This window comes from Olsenella uli DSM 7084 (assembly GCF_000143845.1).
GTDB lineage: Bacteria > Actinomycetota > Coriobacteriia > Coriobacteriales > Atopobiaceae > Olsenella > Olsenella uli.
In genome coordinates this window covers 1398691-1416250 of the sequence record NC_014363.1, presented here as the reverse complement: position 1 = coordinate 1416250, position 17560 = coordinate 1398691, and the positions used below count along the sequence as shown (strand labels likewise).

At 57.6% G+C, this 17560-nt stretch carries 16 protein-coding genes, 1 pseudogene and 1 CRISPR repeat array; of the genes and pseudogenes, 13 read left to right on the top strand and 4 right to left on the bottom strand.

Annotation, left to right across the window (positions count from 1 at the left end):
* The first annotated feature begins 23 nt into the window (after positions 1–23).
* From OLSU_RS06225 to OLSU_RS06210, 4 genes and pseudogenes are all read left to right on the top strand, one after another.
* Positions 24–1163: an iron-containing alcohol dehydrogenase gene (locus OLSU_RS06225; protein ID WP_201781569.1), complete on the top strand. Its 1140-nt coding sequence runs from the start codon at positions 24–26 to the stop codon at positions 1161–1163.
* Between the two features lie 73 nt (positions 1164–1236).
* Positions 1237–1956 (top strand): annotated as a pseudogene (locus OLSU_RS06220) (tryptophan synthase subunit alpha); the annotation flags it as partial.
* A gap of 113 nt (positions 1957–2069) precedes the next feature.
* Positions 2070–2324 (top strand): hypothetical protein, encoded by a 255-nt coding sequence (locus tag OLSU_RS06215; RefSeq protein ID WP_013252102.1) that lies wholly within the window; start codon positions 2070–2072, stop codon positions 2322–2324.
* A gap of 150 nt (positions 2325–2474) precedes the next feature.
* Positions 2475–2834, top strand: a complete 360-nt coding sequence (locus tag OLSU_RS06210; protein ID WP_013252101.1) for an MmcQ/YjbR family DNA-binding protein — start codon at positions 2475–2477, stop codon at positions 2832–2834.
* A gap of 231 nt (positions 2835–3065) precedes the next feature.
* Here the strand turns inward: OLSU_RS06210 and OLSU_RS06205 are convergent, their stop codons facing one another.
* Positions 3066–3716, bottom strand: a complete 651-nt coding sequence (locus OLSU_RS06205; RefSeq protein WP_013252100.1) for a thymidine kinase — start codon at positions 3714–3716, stop codon at positions 3066–3068.
* Positions 3717–4274: 558 nt separating this feature from the next.
* On the opposite strand from OLSU_RS06205, the gene cas9 reads away from it, so the two are divergent.
* From cas9 to OLSU_RS09645, 5 genes are all read left to right on the top strand, one after another.
* Positions 4275–8474, top strand: coding sequence for a type II CRISPR RNA-guided endonuclease Cas9 (cas9, locus tag OLSU_RS06200; RefSeq protein ID WP_013252099.1), 4200 nt, complete (start codon positions 4275–4277; stop codon positions 8472–8474).
* Complete coding sequence (gene cas1, locus OLSU_RS06195) at positions 8446–9342, top strand: type II CRISPR-associated endonuclease Cas1 (protein WP_322785171.1); 897 nt, start codon at positions 8446–8448, stop codon at positions 9340–9342. Before cas9 ends, cas1 begins: the two co-directional genes overlap by 29 nt.
* A gap of 23 nt (positions 9343–9365) precedes the next feature.
* A complete protein-coding gene (gene cas2 / locus OLSU_RS06190; RefSeq protein WP_041549421.1) occupies positions 9366–9674 on the top strand; it encodes a CRISPR-associated endonuclease Cas2 in 309 nt (102 codons plus the stop codon).
* Positions 9671–10351: a type II-A CRISPR-associated protein Csn2 gene (gene csn2 / locus OLSU_RS06185; RefSeq protein ID WP_013252096.1), complete on the top strand. Its 681-nt coding sequence runs from the start codon at positions 9671–9673 to the stop codon at positions 10349–10351. The genes cas2 and csn2 overlap by 4 nt, the downstream gene beginning before the upstream one ends.
* Before the next feature lie 54 nt (positions 10352–10405).
* A CRISPR array of direct repeats spans positions 10406–12416; the repeat unit is 36 nt; unit sequence GTTTTGGGGCAGTGTCGTTTTGACTGGTAATCAAAC.
* A 48-nt stretch (positions 12417–12464) separates the two neighbouring features.
* Positions 12465–12641: a hypothetical protein gene (locus tag OLSU_RS09645; protein ID WP_013252095.1), complete on the top strand. Its 177-nt coding sequence runs from the start codon at positions 12465–12467 to the stop codon at positions 12639–12641.
* Here OLSU_RS09645 and OLSU_RS06180 read toward each other — a convergent pair.
* Genes OLSU_RS06180 through OLSU_RS09640 form a run of 3 tightly spaced genes read right to left on the bottom strand, consistent with a single transcriptional unit; the run spans position 12638 to position 14608 of the window.
* The gene (locus tag OLSU_RS06180; protein WP_013252094.1) at positions 12638–12853 is read right to left on the bottom strand and encodes a hypothetical protein; all 216 of its coding nucleotides are present in this window, start codon (positions 12851–12853) and stop codon (positions 12638–12640) included. The genes OLSU_RS09645 and OLSU_RS06180 overlap by 4 nt on opposite strands.
* A 36-nt stretch (positions 12854–12889) precedes the next feature.
* A complete protein-coding gene (locus OLSU_RS06175) occupies positions 12890–14452 on the bottom strand; it encodes a terminase (RefSeq protein WP_013252093.1) in 1563 nt (520 codons plus the stop codon).
* A gap of 9 nt (positions 14453–14461) precedes the next feature.
* Entirely contained in the window at positions 14462–14608 is a 147-nt protein-coding gene (locus OLSU_RS09640) for a hypothetical protein (protein ID WP_156407852.1), read from the bottom strand.
* Between the two features lie 207 nt (positions 14609–14815).
* On the opposite strand from OLSU_RS09640, the gene OLSU_RS09125 reads away from it, so the two are divergent.
* The 4 genes from OLSU_RS09125 to OLSU_RS09120 all read left to right on the top strand — a co-directional run bounded on the left by OLSU_RS09125 (position 14816) and on the right by OLSU_RS09120 (position 17521).
* The gene (locus tag OLSU_RS09125) at positions 14816–15145 is read left to right on the top strand and encodes a helix-turn-helix domain-containing protein (protein ID WP_013252092.1); all 330 of its coding nucleotides are present in this window, start codon (positions 14816–14818) and stop codon (positions 15143–15145) included.
* A gap of 335 nt (positions 15146–15480) precedes the next feature.
* On the top strand, positions 15481–15717 hold the full coding sequence (relB, locus tag OLSU_RS06165; RefSeq protein ID WP_013252091.1) for a type II toxin-antitoxin system RelB family antitoxin: 237 nt from the start codon (positions 15481–15483) through the stop codon (positions 15715–15717).
* Positions 15701–15973, top strand: coding sequence for a type II toxin-antitoxin system RelE family toxin (locus OLSU_RS06160; RefSeq protein WP_013252090.1), 273 nt, complete (start codon positions 15701–15703; stop codon positions 15971–15973). The genes relB and OLSU_RS06160 overlap by 17 nt, the downstream gene beginning before the upstream one ends.
* A gap of 699 nt (positions 15974–16672) precedes the next feature.
* The gene (locus OLSU_RS09120; protein WP_013252088.1) at positions 16673–17521 is read left to right on the top strand and encodes a lysoplasmalogenase family protein; all 849 of its coding nucleotides are present in this window, start codon (positions 16673–16675) and stop codon (positions 17519–17521) included.
* Positions 17522–17560 lie beyond the last annotated feature (39 nt).

Here is a 17560-nt window from a genome sequence, read left to right as displayed (position 1 = left end):
GGTTGATAGCGATGATGAGACCCATGAAGCTCGCGGGTAGCGAGCTGATGTTCGGAGAGGGCTGCCTCGAGTACATCAAGACCTCCGTGCACTGCAGGAAGGCGTTCATCGTGATTGGTGGTCGCGCCGTGGAGCGCAACGGGTCGCTCGCGAGGGTCGAGGAGTACTTCCATGACGGAGGTGCGCGGACGTTCGTGTTCAGGGGAGTGGAGCCCGACCCCCACTTCTCGACCGTGCGCCGTGGCGCCCAGAGCATGCTCGAGGAGGAGCCCGATCTCATCTGCGCCCTTGGCGGCGGTTCCGTCATGGATGCGGCGAAGACCATGTGGGTCATGTACGAACACCCCGAGCTCGAGGAACTCGACCAGATCCTGCATACCAAGCCGCTCCCCAAGCTGCGCTCCAAGGCACGCTTCATGTGCGTGCCCACGACATCCGGCACGGCATCCGAGGTCTCCCGCTCCGTCGTCATCACGGACGATGACGAAGGTCGCAAGCACGGCCTGGGAGACATGGAGATGATGCCGGACATCGCCATCTGCGATCCGGACGTCACCAGGAGCATGCCGCCGCACGTCACCGCCGAGACGGGCATGGATGCCCTTACCCATGCGTTGGAAGCGCTCGTCTCCAACAGGGCCAACTACGTGTCGGACATCCTTGCCACCGCAGCGGCGCTCGACATCGTGAGGTGGCTTCCGAGGGCGTATCGGGATGGCGATGACATGAGGGCCCGCGAGATGATGAGCGATGCGTCCATGACGGCAGGCCTTGCCTTCACGAACGTGTCGCTGGGCATCGACCATTCCATGGCGCAGACCATCGGTGGCTACTTCCCCATCGCCCACGGCCGCATCTGCGCGATCCTGCTGCCCTACACCATCGAGTGGAACAGCAGGGACAAGTGGGCGAGAGGCCGCTACGAGGGGCTTGCGGCAAAGATGGGCGTGGACGACCTCGCGCAGGCCGTGCGCGACCTCAACGCGAGCCTCGGCATTCCCAGTACCGTGCAGGACGCCGGAATCGACGAGACGACCTACAGGGGGAGCCTGCGGCAGATGGCGGAGGACTCTCTCCGAGATGGATGCACGAAGACGAACCCCGTGATCCCGACCGTGCACGAGTTCGCCGAGATTCTCGAAAGGGCCTACTACGGCGTTTAGATGGACCTGCGTCGTATGGGCATGCGCGGGGTGCATCGGATTTCCTGTCAAGCAATAACTACGGAAGGGTAACCGCATGAAGCTCATCCTCTACCTTTCAAACGGCTATCCGACCATCGAGAGCAGCATAGAGATGGCAAGGACCTACGTCGATGCCGGCTGCGACATGATCGAGATGGACTTTCCAAGCAAGGACCCCTTCTTGGAAGGCGACTTCATCGCAAGGAGAATGGCAAAGGCCCTTGAGGCCGAATGTGATTACGACAAGTACATGGTGGGCATGGCAAAGGCACACGCTCTGCTGCCAGATACCAAGTTCATCCTCATGGCATACGAGAGCACCATCCTGGAAATTGGCATAGGCAGGTTTGGGGGCTTCTGTAGGGAGAACGACTTCGAGGACATCATCCTTGTGGGGTCAAGCACGGACGAGGTCAAGGATCGCCTCATCGCCGCCGGCCTGAAGGTGAGCTGCTACGTTCAGTTCAACCTGCCGGAAGAAGAGGTCAGACGAGCGCTGGAGTCCAACGGGTTCACCTATCTGCAGGCGGTCCCTGCACCTGGACAAGCCACCAGGGAGCATCCCACGCTCAAGTCCTGCATCGGCTACCTCAGGTCACGCGGGCTAGAGAATGCCATCTACTGCGGTGTGGGAGTCCACTCCCCGCAGGACGCACAGATGGTCAGGGATGCCGGTGGGGATGGGATCTTCGTGGGCTCCACCATCCTCAGGCTGCACGACGACAAGCTGGCTCTTGCGGACAAGATACGCGAGTTCAAGGAGAGGTGCTAGGCGGTCGGTCGACGAGATGCCCCTTGCGGCTGGTGGAATGCCCTCCCGGCTTGACGGAATGACCCTGCGGCCGGTGGGTAGACTCGCGACAAGAGGGGTGTCAGGAGGTGGCCATGGATGTGATAGCAGGGTCGGTGGCATTCGTCACAGTCGCTCTTGCCGTGGTCCTCGCCGGGGTGACCGTGGTCGTGGGCATTCAGCTGATGAGGGGAAGATGGCTCAGGCTCATAGCTGGGGCATGGTCCCTTCCGAGGGAGAGGCTGGAAAGTGAGGAGATGCGTCAGGTCGGTCAGGGGGTCGGGATCGCACTCGTGGCGTTGGTCGCCATATCGCTCGTTGTATACGGCATCCTGGCGACACAAGCCTAGCCGTCCCACCCGTCATCCCAGCGATCCCGTGACGCATCACCCCAGCTCCCGTCGCTGGCAAGCTCCCGTTGCCGCATATTGAGGCAGGTGCGACAACCAGGCGTATGATTGCACTGGCTCACGAATGCGACATGGCGACGAAGGGGAAGCATGACGAGAGACGAGCTCCTCGCCCTTGTGGCCGACAGGTACCAGACGACCCCCGAGCACCTCTGGGAGAGATGGCCCGGCTACGCCGTGCTGAGAAACACCTCGAACCAGAAGTGGTACGGGGTGGTGATGGACGTTCCGGCCGGTCGGCTCGGGCTTGAGGACGCGGCTCCTGACGAGCGCGTGGACATCCTCAACGTCAAGGTGGACCCAGACGATTCCCTGGTCCTGCGCCTCTCTCAGGACATCCTTCCCGCGTATCACATGAGCAGGCGGAACTGGGTCTCGGTGCGCCTGGCGCGGGTGCCAGGCGAGCTGGTCGGGGAGCTGATCGAGACGAGCAGGCGGCTCACTGCCTAGCGATGCGCTCGGGAGCGATTGGCGCTGCACGCATCGGCTGCCCGGCGGACATCCCTCCCATCCGCTTGGGGGGCAGCCTGGTGGCAGGGGTTCCTGGGAGCTGAAGCAATTTGACGTTCATGGGCACCTGGATGCACCCGAGGTAGATGCACTCGAGGCGGGATAGGCCGGCTTGCCGTCGGCATCGACGGGTCGGGCCGGCCGCCTCCGCCTATGCTCTCCGCCGCTTGCCTATGCGGGATCGTCTGGATCCGTCACGTCGGTTGGGCTCGCCTTGCCCATCGCCTCACCATAGTCATAGCGCATCTCGCCGTTTCTGATCTTGTAGAAGCAGTCCCCGCAGACTGACACGTATCTGATGTCGCCCTGGTCGTCCACCTCGACCTGGCTTCCGCTAAAGGTGGCGACGCCGTTCACCAGACGCAGGTTCATGGTCGCCCTGCGCCCGCACTGGCAGATCGTGCGCAGTTCGCGTATCTCGTCGGCAAGCTCCAGCAGGCGCGACGAACCAGGGAAGCCTGCGGCGCGGAAGTCGATCTTGAGGCCGTAGCACATGCAGGGGACGTGGCGCGTGTGCACCAGCTCGTGCAGCTCCTCCGCCTGGCGTGGGGTGAGGAACTGCGCCTCGTCTATGAGGACGCACCCCACGTGGGCGAGATGTGGAGCCACGAGGTCGCCCATCCTGTCGCCCGGTCGTATGAGGACGTCGACCCTGCGCGTGACACCGAGCCGGCTCATGATGCTGGCGTCCCCCTTGGTGTCGGTCGAGGGCTTCATGAGCAGCACGCGCATCCCGCGTTCCTCGTAGTTATGGGCCACCTGCAAGAGGTTGGTCGACTTCCCGCAGTTCATAGCTCCGTGGATGTAGTACAGCTTTGCCATATGAGAAGGGCCTCCATCAGGGTCGGCAGGTCGCCGTGCAAGCGTGTCGGACCCCGGGTGCCGGGCTTTGGGGCATCGAGCTTGGCACGTCGGGGTTGGGTGACGGGTCTGGGGAGCCGGGTGGGGCCCCAAACGCCACCGAGACCCAATTCTATGGGCAAGGTGGCCCCTTTGTCACGGTGTCGCCATGCGGGGATTGGGGCGGATCGGGGTGAATTAATGTCCGGTGCCTTCGATATGCTCGCCTCAGTGCTGGGAGAGGAGTCCTTTTGGGAGAGTCCCCATAAGAGGAGGCTGATCGCGTTGGTAAGCCATAATCCACAGAGCAGGGTATTGCTATTCTGGTCGATACCTTATCATTCGCGTCTGCACCTAGTGCTAGATTAAACAAGAGCCCTTCCTGAAGCTTTTTCCAGGAAGGGCCGTGCCAGTCAAAAACCGCCTACGCGGTGCCCAAAAAGGGCAGGTATGGCTAAGCCGTATTTTGACTCGCAGTATCGTTCTGACTGGTAATTCAGAACGAGGACAGTGTAGCACCACACGGAGAAAGGGAAGCGCATGAATCTTCGCAATACTACAGACGAGTACAACATCGGTCTGGACATGGGCACCAACTCCGTTGGATGGGCAGTTACAGATAAAGCTGGGGCCATCGCGCACTTCAAGGGCAAGCCCACTCTGGGTAGCAGGCTTTTCGACGCAGCGCAAACTGCTGCAGGGGCGCGTATACACCGCAGCCAACGGCGTCGTTATGTTCGCAGGCGTTGGCGGCTCGACCTTCTACAGAGTCTCTTCCAAGATGAGGTCAGCAAGGTTGACTCAGAGTTCTTTTGCAGGCTTAGACAATCGCGCCTGTATGTGGGAGATAGGGAAAAGGGACATGCGGATTACACATGGCCCATCTTCAATGACTCAGACTTCAACGAAGTGGATTATTACAAGCGCTTTCCTACCATTTACCACCTACGCAAATGGCTGATGGAAACGGACGAGAAAGCCGACATTCGTCTCATCTATCTTGCTACTCATAACATCGTGAAGCATAGGGGCAACTTCCTGCGTGAGAACAACAAGAGTCTGAGTTCTCGTGATGCAAATCCTGCTCAGGCGGTGAAGAGTCTGCGACTGGCTTTGAACGATTGGTGTTCGGAGCGTGACTATGAGTGCGCTTGGAAAGGCGAGGAAGATGATGGTGCTATCGACGAGGCCATTCTCAATGTGCTGGCTGATGGCGAGAAAGGGCGCAGCGACCAGGCAAAGGAGATTGCCAAGCTAACTGGTGTCGATTGTGGGGACGCAAAGCAGAGCAAGCAGTGTAACGAGGCAATCGCTAAGGCAATCGTCGGACTCAAGGTGGAGATGAAGAACATCTTCGGTGAGTTTCCTGCTGAGAAGACATCATACATTTATTTGTCGTCTGACGAAGATGTCGAGGCCGTTCGTGAATCCTGTCCTGATGATAGTGGAGAATTGTTCCAGGCGCTTTGCAAGTTGTACTCAGCCTACATCTTGCAGGAGCTCCTTTCTTATGCAGATCCATCAGGCCAGACCATCTCGGCCAACATGGTTGCCAAGTACAAGCAGTACGGAAGAGACTTGAGACTGCTCAAGGAGCTTACACGTACATATGCGCCACAGAAATACGACTTATTTTTCCGTGGTGAGACATATGCGGGGTCAAGCGACTACGTCGTAGACGAGGCGCGGGGGTATACCCGATATAACCTTGGTACCACAAAGGCGAACTATGATGACTTCCAGAAGTCAGTCAAGGAACTCTTCAAGGGAACGGATGCGCTGCAGGATGAGCGTTACCAAGAGATGATGGTAGCCTTTGGCGAGCAGAAGTTTCTTCGCAGGCTCAAGACGAGCGATAACGGGAGCATCTACTACCAGCTTCATCTAGAGGAGTTGCATACCATCCTCGAAAACCAGGGGAAACACTATCCCTTCCTCCTGTCTGAAGAAGACAAGATTGAGTCGCTCGTGTCCTTCAGGATTCCCTATTATGTGGGGCCGCTTACCAGGAAAAATGCCGCGATTGGCCATGACGGTAAAGAGCGCTTTGCATGGTCATCACGCAAGGATGGTATGGAGCATGCTGTCATCACCCCATGGAACTGGGAAGAGATCATCGATCGCGATAAGAGTGCCGAAGACTTCATAATGCGCATGACGGGTGACTGCACCTACCTCCAGGGGGAGCCCGTCCTCCCCAAGTGCTCTCTGCTCTATGAGGAATTCTGTGCTCTCAACGAATTTAACGGTGCGCATTGGACGGTTGATGGGGACGATGAGCGTCGTTTTGACGCCGCCCAACGCGAGCGCATCATGTGCGACTTGTTCAGAAGAACTCGTTCCGTCACATACAATAAGGTCTCCGATTGGTTGGAGCGCAAATACAATTTTACAGGTGCTCGTGTGCGCGGAGGACAGGGAGAGCATGGGTTTGAGTCAAAGCTCGGCTCGTATATCTTCTTCTGTAAGGACGTATTCAAAACTGACGGGCTGGACGAGGCCGACTATACGATGATCGAGCAGATCATCCTTTGGAGCACGCTATTTGAGGATAGGGACATTCTCAAGCGGAAGATCGAGGAAGCATACGGTGGTGATAGGCTGACCTCCGAGCAGATAAAGGTCATCTGCAAGAAACGCTTTACGGGCTGGGGACGGCTATCGAAGAGACTCCTCACGGACATTAAGGTCAATACGGATACTGGTCGCAAGTCGATTATGGATGTGCTGCGTGAGGGGAATCCGAACAATGGCCAACGTTCTCGCACGATGGTCTTTATGGAAGTGCTCCGTGACGAGGACCTTGGCTTCCAGAAGGCTATTGATGGCCTCAACAGGGATTATTTCCGCGAGCACAATAATGGCCTTATGGATGTAAATGACCTACCTGGGTCTCCTGCGATTCGGAGAAGTATCAACCAGGCTGTACGCATTGTGGATGAGATCGCCTCTATTGCGAGGAAAGAGCCCACCAACATCTTCATTGAGGTGACACGTGAGGAGGATGATCCACGCAAGAAAGGCAAGCGCACCAAGAGACGCTATGACGCAATCAAGAGCGCCCTCGAAAAATTTAAGAAAGATGATCCATCGCTTTGGAAAGAACTGTGCGAAAAAGCACCGGGGGATATGGACGAACGGCTCTCGTTGTACTTCATGCAACGGGGTAAGTGCATGTACTCAGGGCGTCCAATCAAGATTGAGGAGCTACATACTGGAAAATACGAGGTTGATCACATCATTCCACGCTCGTACATAAAGGATGACAGCTTCGAGAACAAGGTGCTCGTGTACCGCGAGGAGAACCAGCATAAGACGGACGCGTTGCTTATCGATTCCTCTATCAGGCAGAAGATGGGCGGATACTGGCGTATGCTGCATGACGCAAAGCTGGTGGGCGACAAGAAGTTCAGGAATCTCTTCCGCAACCATATTGATGATAAGGCCATGAAGGGGTTTGTCGCGCGGCAGATCGTCGAGACCAGCCAGATGGTCAAGCTTGTTCAGACACTGTTTGAGGCGAGGTATCCAAACACGCGGATCGTGCCGGTGAAGGCTGGCATCTCGCATGATTTGCGTGAAGCAGCTGGTCTAGTCAAATGCCGTGAGGCCAATGATTTCCACCATGCGCACGACGCTTTCCTTGCCTGTCGTATCGGCCTCTTCATCCAGAAGCGTCATCCCAGCGTCTATGACAATCCCATTGGGCTTGCGCGCATCATGCGCGACTATGCTCGTATGCAGGCGCGGGAGTATAAGAAGTCTCACTGTCTTGCACATACGCAGGGCTTTATCGTTAACAGCTTCCTTAGCTCGGGTTTTGATGAGGAGACAGGCGAGATATTCAAGGACGATTGGGATGCTAAGGCTGAGGTCGAGGGGATCCGTCGCGTGCTTAACTGTCGCCAGTGCTTTATAAGCCGTATGCCCGTGGAGGGAGATACACGATATGGTGGCCGCTATTGGGGAGAGACAATATATTCTCCTAAGGGCAAGCATAAGCATGAGATACCTCTGAAGCAAGGGCTTGACCCAAATCTGTATGGTGGCTACTCCGACCTGCTTTACTCATACTTTCTTATTTATGAAGCGAGTGACGTCTCGTCGGGAGAAAGAGTACTCAGGTTCATAGGAATCCCGACATCCATTGCTGCTCGAATGGCCAATCAGAAAAGGCTGGAAGAATACGTTTCTCGTCTAGCTCTCCAAGAGAATCTTGAACATGTTCGCATGGTTCGCAAGATAATGAAAAAGCAGCTGATTGAAGTAGATAACTGCAGGCTGTTGGTAACTGCTGCAGATGCAGTAACCAACGCAACTGAACTCGCTTTTTCGCTAGATGAGATGAAGATAATAAGTACCTGTGCCAAGTGCATCAATGGAGCAGATCCTAGCGCTATCGATAAAATTGGCAATGCTCAAGATAGTTTCTTTGACAACTTGAAGCGGAGGGGCTCTGATAGGTGCGCCCTTTTATTTTCCCAGTTAAAGCTCGACAAACTTTCTCAAAACTTTTATATGATCTCTTCCGACGATAAATCTAAAATCCTTATCAGCATTCTGGACAGGATTAGGGCTAAGAGTAATTCGGTTGACTTGAGCTTAGTTGGGGGAGCAAAGCATGCTGCCCAGATGAAGTTCGACTTCAATGCAAAGTTGAATAATCCTGCTAGCAGCTTTGTCCTCATCGACCAGTCCGTGACAGGCATGTTTGAGAGGCGGACTCGCATTGGGCTTTAGGAACATTCTTATAGAAAGTCCCTGCAAGTGCACCTATAAGGGAGGCTATCTTGTTGTCCGCAAGGAGGACGAGATAGTGAAGGTACACCTTTCGGAAATCTCTTCCGTTACTCTTCAGTCAACACGGGCATTCATTAGTGCCTATCTGCTCTCCGAATTGGCCAAGGCAAAGATTTCTTTCGTCGTGTCAGACGAGAAGTGCAACCCAATAGGGCAGTATTTGCCACTCTATGGTGCTCACAACACGAGCAAACGTATTGCAGAGCAACTTGAATGGAGCGAACCGTCCAAGAAGCGCGTATGGCAGCATGTGGTGAAAGATAAGATCTCTCACCAGGCGAGGCTGCTTGAACTGCGGGGACGAGAGGGGTTTTCAGATCAGCTCCAAGGGATGGTGGATGAGGTTAGGTCGGGGGATACCACCAATCGCGAAGCTGCTGCCGCACGGCTCTACTTCCCCGTACTTTTCGGCAATGGTTTTTCGCGCGACATTGACTGCCCCATAAACGCCGCTTTGAACTACGGATACGCAGTCATTCTTTCTGCTGTGAGTCGTGAAATCGTATCCCGCGGCTACCTTACACCGCTTGGCATCTGCCATAGAAGCGAATATAATCAATTTAATCTCGCCTGTGATCTCATGGAGCCTTTTCGACCTATCGTTGATCGGCTTGTCTTTGATAACGTTGAGGTCGACTTTACGAAGGAAACAAGACGCCTCCTTGCTGATGTGCTCAATGTGAGCATTTGCTATCGCGATGGAAAGTATAAGGTCAGTTCGGTCATTTCGCTCTATGTCCAGGATTGTCTCAACGCACTTTGCAGGCGTTTGGCGGTGGGTGAGATAGAGCCCTTCGATATCGTATGACCATGGAGGCGAGGATACGTTACATGAGGCTGATCGTCTTTTTTGATTTGCCGATCGATACTGCTGCACAACGTAGGGAGTATCGTCTCTTTCGCAAGTATCTTCTTCACGATGGATACTTGATGCTTCAGGAGTCTGTTTATGCGAAACTCGTTACAAACGATGGAACTGCCGGCGCCGCAGTGATGCGGCTGAGGAAGAACCGTCCATCCAGTGGCTTGGTCCAGATACTCAAAGTGACCGAGAGCCAATTTGCCACCATGGAGTACATAACGGGCAACCGGAGCGTATATGACGAGGTGGATACCATGGAAGAGCTTCTGATCATATGAGGCTGTCGTTCTCTGGTCTTGATGACCCCCTAGACATTCAACCTGGTAGGGTCACGACATTGGAGGTTACAAACGCCGAGCTATTCTCACGCATATGTCTCTCCTTGAAGGAAGGCCAGGGAAGACAAGCACCTGAGCCCTATACACTTTGGAATGATGAAGAGGAGCTCTCGCCAAAGGATGCGCTTATCTTCATTGAGAGTCCCTTAGAGCTACCGTGGAATAGTAAGCCTTTGCTTGGGGCTGTGATAAAGAGATTCCAGACTGCGCTGTTAGAGGATGAAGAGCTGCGAACCTCCATAGATCGGTCGGCGGCTGATATTGTCTCTAAGTACATGTCTTTGGGTATGACAATGCATGCTGAGTATGATTTTGAAATAGAATGGGACATACAAAGGTTTGTTAAAGCGTTTGGTTTTGGTGTTAATCGTACTTCACAGCAGTCGATCCTTGATAGTTGCATGGATTTTCTTTCGTTATCTCTTGACGCAGGCGTTACTCAGTGCATCGTGTTTGTAAATCTCAAGACATTTCTGACGGAAAGGGGATTGGGAATGTTCTTCGAGCACGTCTTTTTCACGAACGTCCCAGTACTTCTTCTTGAGAAATGGATGGATGATGTAGTCTATGATTACGAGAGTAAAAGGGTTATTGACCTGGACTTTATCGAACACTGAGTAACAGGTGCTAGTCGAAAGGGCCGTCTCTTGCAGAGGGGATTTTGCTCCAATGTTTTGGGGCAGTGTCGTTTTGACTGGTAATCAAACCACGCAGGGGATGATAGGAATTATATCGCGGTTTTGGGGCAGTGTCGTTTTGACTGGTAATCAAACTCGCGGCGGCGTCGGGCAGGAGCTTCAACGGTTTTGGGGCAGTGTCGTTTTGACTGGTAATCAAACTCCGAGATGGATAAGATGGGTGACATTCCTGTTTTGGGGCAGTGTCGTTTTGACTGGTAATCAAACCATCACCTCACCTCCTGTCTAATATCGCAGTTTTGGGGCAGTGTCGTTTTGACTGGTAATCAAACCGATGTCTAGCCTTGGCAAGGCGGACCTTTGTTTTGGGGCAGTGTCGTTTTGACTGGTAATCAAACAAGGTGGACGAGGTGGCGCAGCAGCGCGGCGTTTTGGGGCAGTGTCGTTTTGACTGGTAATCAAACTGAACTTCCTGATTACCCTCGCGGCAACGAGTTTTGGGGCAGTGTCGTTTTGACTGGTAATCAAACCACGTCATTCGCGTCAACACCAAGGGCAAGGTTTTGGGGCAGTGTCGTTTTGACTGGTAATCAAACCTGCGGCCTCGACCATCGATTCGTATATCAGTTTTGGGGCAGTGTCGTTTTGACTGGTAATCAAACGCATCGACCAGACGCCTGCTAGGCTTCGCGGTTTTGGGGCAGTGTCGTTTTGACTGGTAATCAAACCGGTCCCCTTCGACTTCGGGATATAGGGGAGTTTTGGGGCAGTGTCGTTTTGACTGGTAATCAAACTCTCTTGACAATGGGAGGTACTTCCATGGGTTTTGGGGCAGTGTCGTTTTGACTGGTAATCAAACCCCATCTGTTTACAGATAATATCTGTTAGCGTTTTGGGGCAGTGTCGTTTTGACTGGTAATCAAACGCATAGCCGACTCCATCATCCGCCGCGCGAGTTTTGGGGCAGTGTCGTTTTGACTGGTAATCAAACCTCGAGAGCCGTGGGATGAAGACGGACGGGTTTTGGGGCAGTGTCGTTTTGACTGGTAATCAAACCCGTACCGACGCCCTCATGCTCAATCCGGGGTTTTGGGGCAGTGTCGTTTTGACTGGTAATCAAACTACGCAATCCCGGCACCTGACCACCTCGCAGTTTTGGGGCAGTGTCGTTTTGACTGGTAATCAAACCCTCTCGTCAGGAATGGTGTCGTGATATGGGTTTTGGGGCAGTGTCGTTTTGACTGGTAATCAAACAGGCGAACTCGCGGTGACCCTCCGAGAGGTGTTTTGGGGCAGTGTCGTTTTGACTGGTAATCAAACTCGGAGTCACGCACATGAGCGTCGCATTCGGTTTTGGGGCAGTGTCGTTTTGACTGGTAATCAAACCGCCGACTTGTCGACAAGCCCAGACTCGGGGTTTTGGGGCAGTGTCGTTTTGACTGGTAATCAAACCCTCTCGTCAGGAATGGTGTCGTGATATGGGTTTTGGGGCAGTGTCGTTTTGACTGGTAATCAAACTCGGAGTCACGCACATGAGCGTCGCATTCGGTTTTGGGGCAGTGTCGTTTTGACTGGTAATCAAACCGCCGACTTGTCGACAAGCCCAGACTCGGGGTTTTGGGGCAGTGTCGTTTTGACTGGTAATCAAACTTCACCCGCACCAAGCGTGTAATCCTTCATGTTTTGGGGCAGTGTCGTTTTGACTGGTAATCAAACTGCCGCCGGTGGCGATGGCCTCCGCCAGGTGTTTTGGGGCAGTGTCGTTTTGACTGGTAATCAAACTCGGATGGACGAAGCGACGTTTGGACGAGGGTTTTGGGGCAGTGTCGTTTTGACTGGTAATCAAACAATTGCCATGCGTTAGTCCTCCCATAGGCGTTTTGGGGCAGTGTCGTTTTGACTGGTAATCAAACAATTGCCATGCGTTAGTCCTCCCATAGGCGTTTTGGGGCAGTGTCGTTTTGACTGGTAATCAAACCGCGAAACGTGCTCACGGGGTCTGCGATGCGTTTTGGGGCAGTGTCGTTTCGACTGGTAATCAAACTCGCTTCCACCATCATATCACTTCCTCACATACGGAAAGGAGAGGGGCATGCAGACCGAGGCCCAGAAGAGGGCGAGCGCAAAGTACCAGAAGAGGAGCACCAAGAACGTGTCGATACGCTTCATGCCGGTGGACGCCGACCTCCTCGCATGGCTCGACGCCCAGCCCAACAAGGCCGGGTACGTCAAGCGGCTCATACGCGAGGACATGGAGCGCCGCAGCTAGCGCACCGCCCCGATGACGTCACGGTTGTGGCGCATGCACCACAGGGCCTCCTCGGTCGTGACCTCGTAGGCCCGCCCGTGGTCGTGGGCGTGGCGCCTCGCGCGCGGAAGGCGCACGGAGACCCCACGGGCGGGCAGCGCGCGCAGCAGCGCCCAGCTCATGGAGGTGTCGTGCCGCGCGGCGATCGCCGCCAAGTCATCGAGCGTAACCATCGTCTTCCTCTTGTGAGTGTCGTGGCACGGCGTGGGCTACAGCACGGTCAGCCCGCACTCCTCGTAGGCGCTCTCGGTTTGCTCCTCGGCGGTCGCGGCGGTGGCGAGCCCGTACGCCGTCGCGCAGGCGACGAGCGGGGAGATGTCCTCCGCACTGCCGCTCCTGTCCCACATCCACGCGCCGTCGCCCGACGCCCTGGTGCGGGCGATGGCGGCGGCGAGGTCGAGGACGGGCTGCGGCCTGTGTCGCACCGGCACCGCGTCGCTGCCCTCGCCATCGACGCCCCCTGGGTCGAGCGCCGCCACGCCGTCCCAGAACCGGCCCGCGTAGGCGGGGACGTCAGGGCCCTGCACGGGCACCAGCTCCACGCCGTCCACCTGTCCGTACACGTCGGCCATGGACGTGACGGGTGCTCCCCTGCCCTGGTAGGCGATGCGCATGGGGCGTGCCGGGTCGGCCCTCTCGGAGAGCCAGCCGCTCACCCAGCCGAGGCCCGGGCGGTAGGCCACGACCTCGACGTGGTAGGTGCGGTCGGCTCGCAGGCCGCACACGGCGATGCAGCTGTGCATGCGGTTGGCGCTCACGTCGATTGCCCACCAGAGCGTGCTGTCGGGCGCTATCTCGCTCGCGGCGTCGGTTCCCGCCTCCCACGCGCCGTCCGGGAACGGCGGGTCCTCCGTCACGCCCACGAACTGGCAGAGGTTCTCGGTGCGCGCGCCCGCCTCGGTCTTGCCCGAGATGGAGGCGCGGAGCTTGCGTTCCGTGAGGCCGTGGCCGAGCGAGGGGTTGGCCTCGCGCCACCCCTCCGTGTCCCACACGTCGCGGCCTGGGGCCGCGCTCCACTCGAAGAGGCCGAGCGCCTCGTCCTCCGGGAGGTTGAGCGCCGCGAGGTCCTTCTGGGAGACGCGCCAGCCGTCCGGGTCTCCGATGGCCCTGAGCGCCTGGAACCGCTTCGAGCGAAGGACGATCGAGAGGGCGTCGCCCGCGTTTGAGGCGCACCAGATGATGCCGTTCTCCTGGGTCAGCGTCGTGTCGGCCATGGCGTCCCAGGCGTCCCATGACTGCTGCTCGCGCATCTCGTCCATGATGACGAGCTGTGCCGACGGCCCGCGCCCCGCCCCGCGCGTCGGCGGCTTGGTGACGTAGTGCCTGCGGTGCGTGAGCACGAGGTCGCGGCCCGAGTTGCCGCGCTTCGGGCGCACGAGCTCCGCCCTGAGCGACGGCGTGTCATCGACCATCGCGACGGCCGCGTCCCAGGTGTCGCCCGAGCGGGTGAGGTCCTGCGCCATGCCGATGACCAGCGCGGCGTGGAGCATGTAGAGCCAGTAGAGCGTGACCACGCCGATGACCGCCGTCTTGCCGTTCTGCCTCGCCACGAGGGTGAGCACTGTCGAGAAGCGGAGGTGCCAGTCCCCGCCGAAGTCGCCCACGACCTCGAGGGCGTGGATGAGGAGCCACCTCTGCCACGGGCGCAGGGACATGCCCAGGGTTTCCGTGGCGAAGCGGATGACGTCGAACCCGAGCGTGGTGTCGGGCGTCAGCTCCCTCAGTGGCGGCGTGCAGAGGCGCGGCTCCTCCCTGCCGACGAGCCCGGCCATCCGCACCTCCTATCTGGCCAGCGGGGACTCCCTCCTCTGACGCGCGAGCGCCGAGGTGGCGCCCTCGTCGCGGGTCACCTGCACGCCGCACATCGCCTGGATCTGCTTGAGGTAGGAGACGTACGCTGCTCCCCGCACGCGCGGGGATGATCCCAAACCAGGTTCCAATACGGCAGACGTGTCGGTGGATGGTATCACCTACGAAATCAAGCGCCTTGAGACGCACAACGCGCACAAGGCAAAGACGCGGATAGGGGAGGCAGCGCGGCAGTGTGCGAACATCATCGCCGACCTCTCAATGAGGACGCTCACGCGGGGATGATCCCCTAAGATTTGGATTGGAAATCATTCTTTGGAGTCTAGATGCTGCAATTGAAGCGCTTGCGCAAAGAACGCGGGATGACAGCAAGGGAAATGGCTGCCAAGCTGGGGATGAAGGCCGACACCTACGGAAAGTGGGAATACGGAGTCAATGGCATGAGCATCGAGAACGTCTGTGCCGTCGCGGATGTTCTCGATGTGACCCTCGACGAGCTGGTGGGGAGGCCTGTCTCCGTAAGTGCTCTGGCTGAGCGCAAGACATACCTCACGAACCTGTACGAGAGGTGCGAAGACGGACGCAGAGACACCCTGATCAAGACGGCGGAGAGCTTCGCTGAGCTGGACTCGCTGAGGCAGAAAGGCGCTCGCTAGGATGAGCGAGGCGTCAATCCTTGCCAGCGCCGCTGACATGAGAGCACCTCACCTCCTTCGATTTTTAATAGACGAGGTGCCAACGACGACGTCGTATATGACTGCGCCCCGAAGCATCACGAGGACTTCTCCGAAAGGCCCACCGAGTCACCTACCTGTGATGCATGAGCGGGAAAAATGGACTCTGCACTAGAGAAAAGCCTGGGAGCTCGCAGATCCCCTCGGCCGTTCGTTGGACGGAGCGGTCAGCGCGACCCCTCGACAGCGGTCACCCCCCCCCTGTGTTAATGTGTTAAACTGTATAACACGCAAACAAACGAACTGGGAGGTGCGTGATGGAAACTGCGACTGCGGCATTGAGAATGCCTAAGGAGCTGGTCGCAAGGTACGACCAGCTGGCAAAGTCTACGGGGCGCACGAAGACGTTCTATATGACCGAGGCCCTTGCGGAGTCCATCGACAGGCTCGAGTACGAGTACGGAATCCTCAAGGACATCGAAGACTATCGAGCGGGGCGGCTAGAGACCTACAGCCTCGATGAGGTGAGGGCGCACTGTGGCCTGGAGGATTAAGTTCACAAAGGCCGCCGACAAGGCCCTGCGACGGCTCGATCGCTCGGTCTCGTCGAGGATTCTCGACGAGCTTGAGAGTGTGTCGAAACTCGAAGACCCCCGCACAAGAGGAAGGGCCCTGAGACACAACCTGTCGGGCTTGTGGCGCTATCGGGTCGGCGACCACCGCATCGTGTGCGACATGGAGGACGAGGTTCTCTTGGTTCTCGTGGTCGATGTGGCCCACAGGCGCGAGGTCTACAAGCGCCACAAATGAGAACCATGCCATGCGTGTGCAAACATTGTGGACGCCATGGCGCCAGCGCACGAACCAAATGATGCGTTTATCTATCTTCACACTGAAGGCCGAGCCGCAGGGACCCGGCCTTTTTCGATTCAATGGCCTGACTTTTTCAGTCTCGTGTTACACAAGAAGTTTCAGTAATTAAAGTAGGCCTGTAACCTGCTGCTTCGTAATCCGGTCAATTGGATTCAAACTAGCGGCCCTTTTCTCCCAAAGCAGATGCGCTACCAAGCTGCACCACACCCCGGAGCCGCGTGGAAAGTATAGGTGGCCTCCCGAAACTACTGCTCCCCTCCCAGGGGGACGCTGCGCGACCTCGTGCCGGCTCTCGGGGACGAGCTGGGTCTCGATGGGCGAGAGGGTGCGGCCCTCGATGGCGCTCGAGCTGTGGGCGAACCGGCCGATGAAGTCGCGCTCATAGGCATCGAGGGTGTCCTTGTCGTTCCCGGACAGGTTTGCCTGCATCGCGCACAGCTCCCTTGCCCTCTTCTCCGCACCCTTGAGCATCGCCGCGACGATGGCTGCCGGAGCACACGACGACGCCCGGCGGATACCATGCGGACGTGCTACCGTGGGACCGTCGGCGGTGTCGCCGACCCACCTCTGGAAGTGGTGACGACCCGCCCGTCCCGGCCCCACGCCCGTCACGAGCGATCACCCAAGGAGAAGAACGTGCCCAGTGCAGTCGCTGACGTAGCTCCCGTCGTAGCCGCCATGCCCCCCGCCGCGATTGTGACCGTCATCGTGGGCTGTCTGCTGCAGGCGCTCTTCATCCGCGCGGACCTGCGGCACGCCTACGTTTCCGCCGCCGTGCTCAAGGCACTGGCGTCTGCCGCGTTCGTGCTGTTGGGCGTGGTGGGCCTGGCCGCATGCGCGCAAGGGGACTCCCAGTCGGGTGCGTCGGTGGCCCCTGCTGCCCTCGTGTGTCTGGGGCTCTTTCTGGGGGCCGCAGGCGACGTGCTCCATGCGCTGCGCTTCGTCCTCACGCGCCGACGTCACCTCTTCGGTCAAGGTGCCGTGATGTTCTTCCTCGGTCATGTCGCCTACCTTGCCGTCCTCGTGCCCCGCTGCAGCCAGCCCGCGGCAGGTCTGTCCGTGGGCCTGACGGGGACGGCCGTCCTTCTCGGCTGGATGGCCCGACGGCTCTCGGTCACGGGATACCGCCGCTGCGCCTATGGGGCCTATCTCCTGACCGTCTGCCTTATGGCGGGCTTCGCCGTCGTGGATGCGGTTGCGATGCCGTCGCCGCCGGCCCTCTCCTTTGCCGTCGGGGCCCTGCTGTTCCTGCTGTCCGACTCGCTCCTGGCGCTGAACGCCTTTGGGGCCGCCGCATCCCCCGCAGAGGCCGCTGGAGCCACATCCTCCGTGAAGGCCGCGTGCGTCGCAGGGGACCCGACTGGCACGTCGCGCCCGTCCGGCACGGGGCGCACAAGAGGACGGAAGGCGCTCCGGCGTGCCGCGAGCCTCTCGGTGTACTACGCCGCCCAGCTGCTCATAGCCCTGGCGGTCCTGCCGGCATGACGCCGCTGCGCCCCTGTCGTATCCTAGGCGAGGAGGACT